Origin of the sequence: Pseudomonas sp. HY2-MNA-CIBAN-0224, assembly GCF_040310285.1 — a bacterium.
In the GTDB taxonomy this organism is placed as follows: Bacteria; Pseudomonadota; Gammaproteobacteria; order Pseudomonadales; family Pseudomonadaceae; genus Aquipseudomonas; species Aquipseudomonas helleri.
This window is the reverse complement of record NZ_JBEOPQ010000335.1, coordinates 1-308: the sequence shown is the minus strand read 5'-3', so window position 1 is coordinate 308 and position 308 is coordinate 1. Positions and strand designations below refer to the sequence as shown.

At 45.1% G+C, this 308-nt stretch carries 1 protein-coding gene; it reads left to right on the top strand.

Translation table 11 applies throughout. The features are described 5' to 3' along the window. Positions 1-308, top strand: a 308-nt coding sequence (locus tag AAEZ03_RS26635; RefSeq protein ID WP_350582784.1) for a dihydropteroate synthase, incomplete at both ends; no start/stop codon positions are given.

Genomic DNA, 308 nt, shown 5'->3' with positions numbered 1-308 from the left:
CTCTATGACGACGTGATCGCTGACGTTAGCGCAGAGTTAATAGCCCGTATCGATGAGGTAGTCAGCATTGGTGTCAAGCGTGAGAAAATCATTATCGACCCAGGCTTTGGTTTTGCCAAAAACTACGAGCATCATTGCGCGTTATTGTCGCAGCTAGGAGAATTACAAAGTCTTGGTTTCCCTATGATGTTTGGTATTTCTCGCAAGCGTTTTTTAGCAGAAGTATTAACTAAAAGCGGTATCGAAGCAGTGGCTACAACTGAGGCAATAGAACGTGATACAGTCGGAGTTGCTGCGGGTATCTTTGC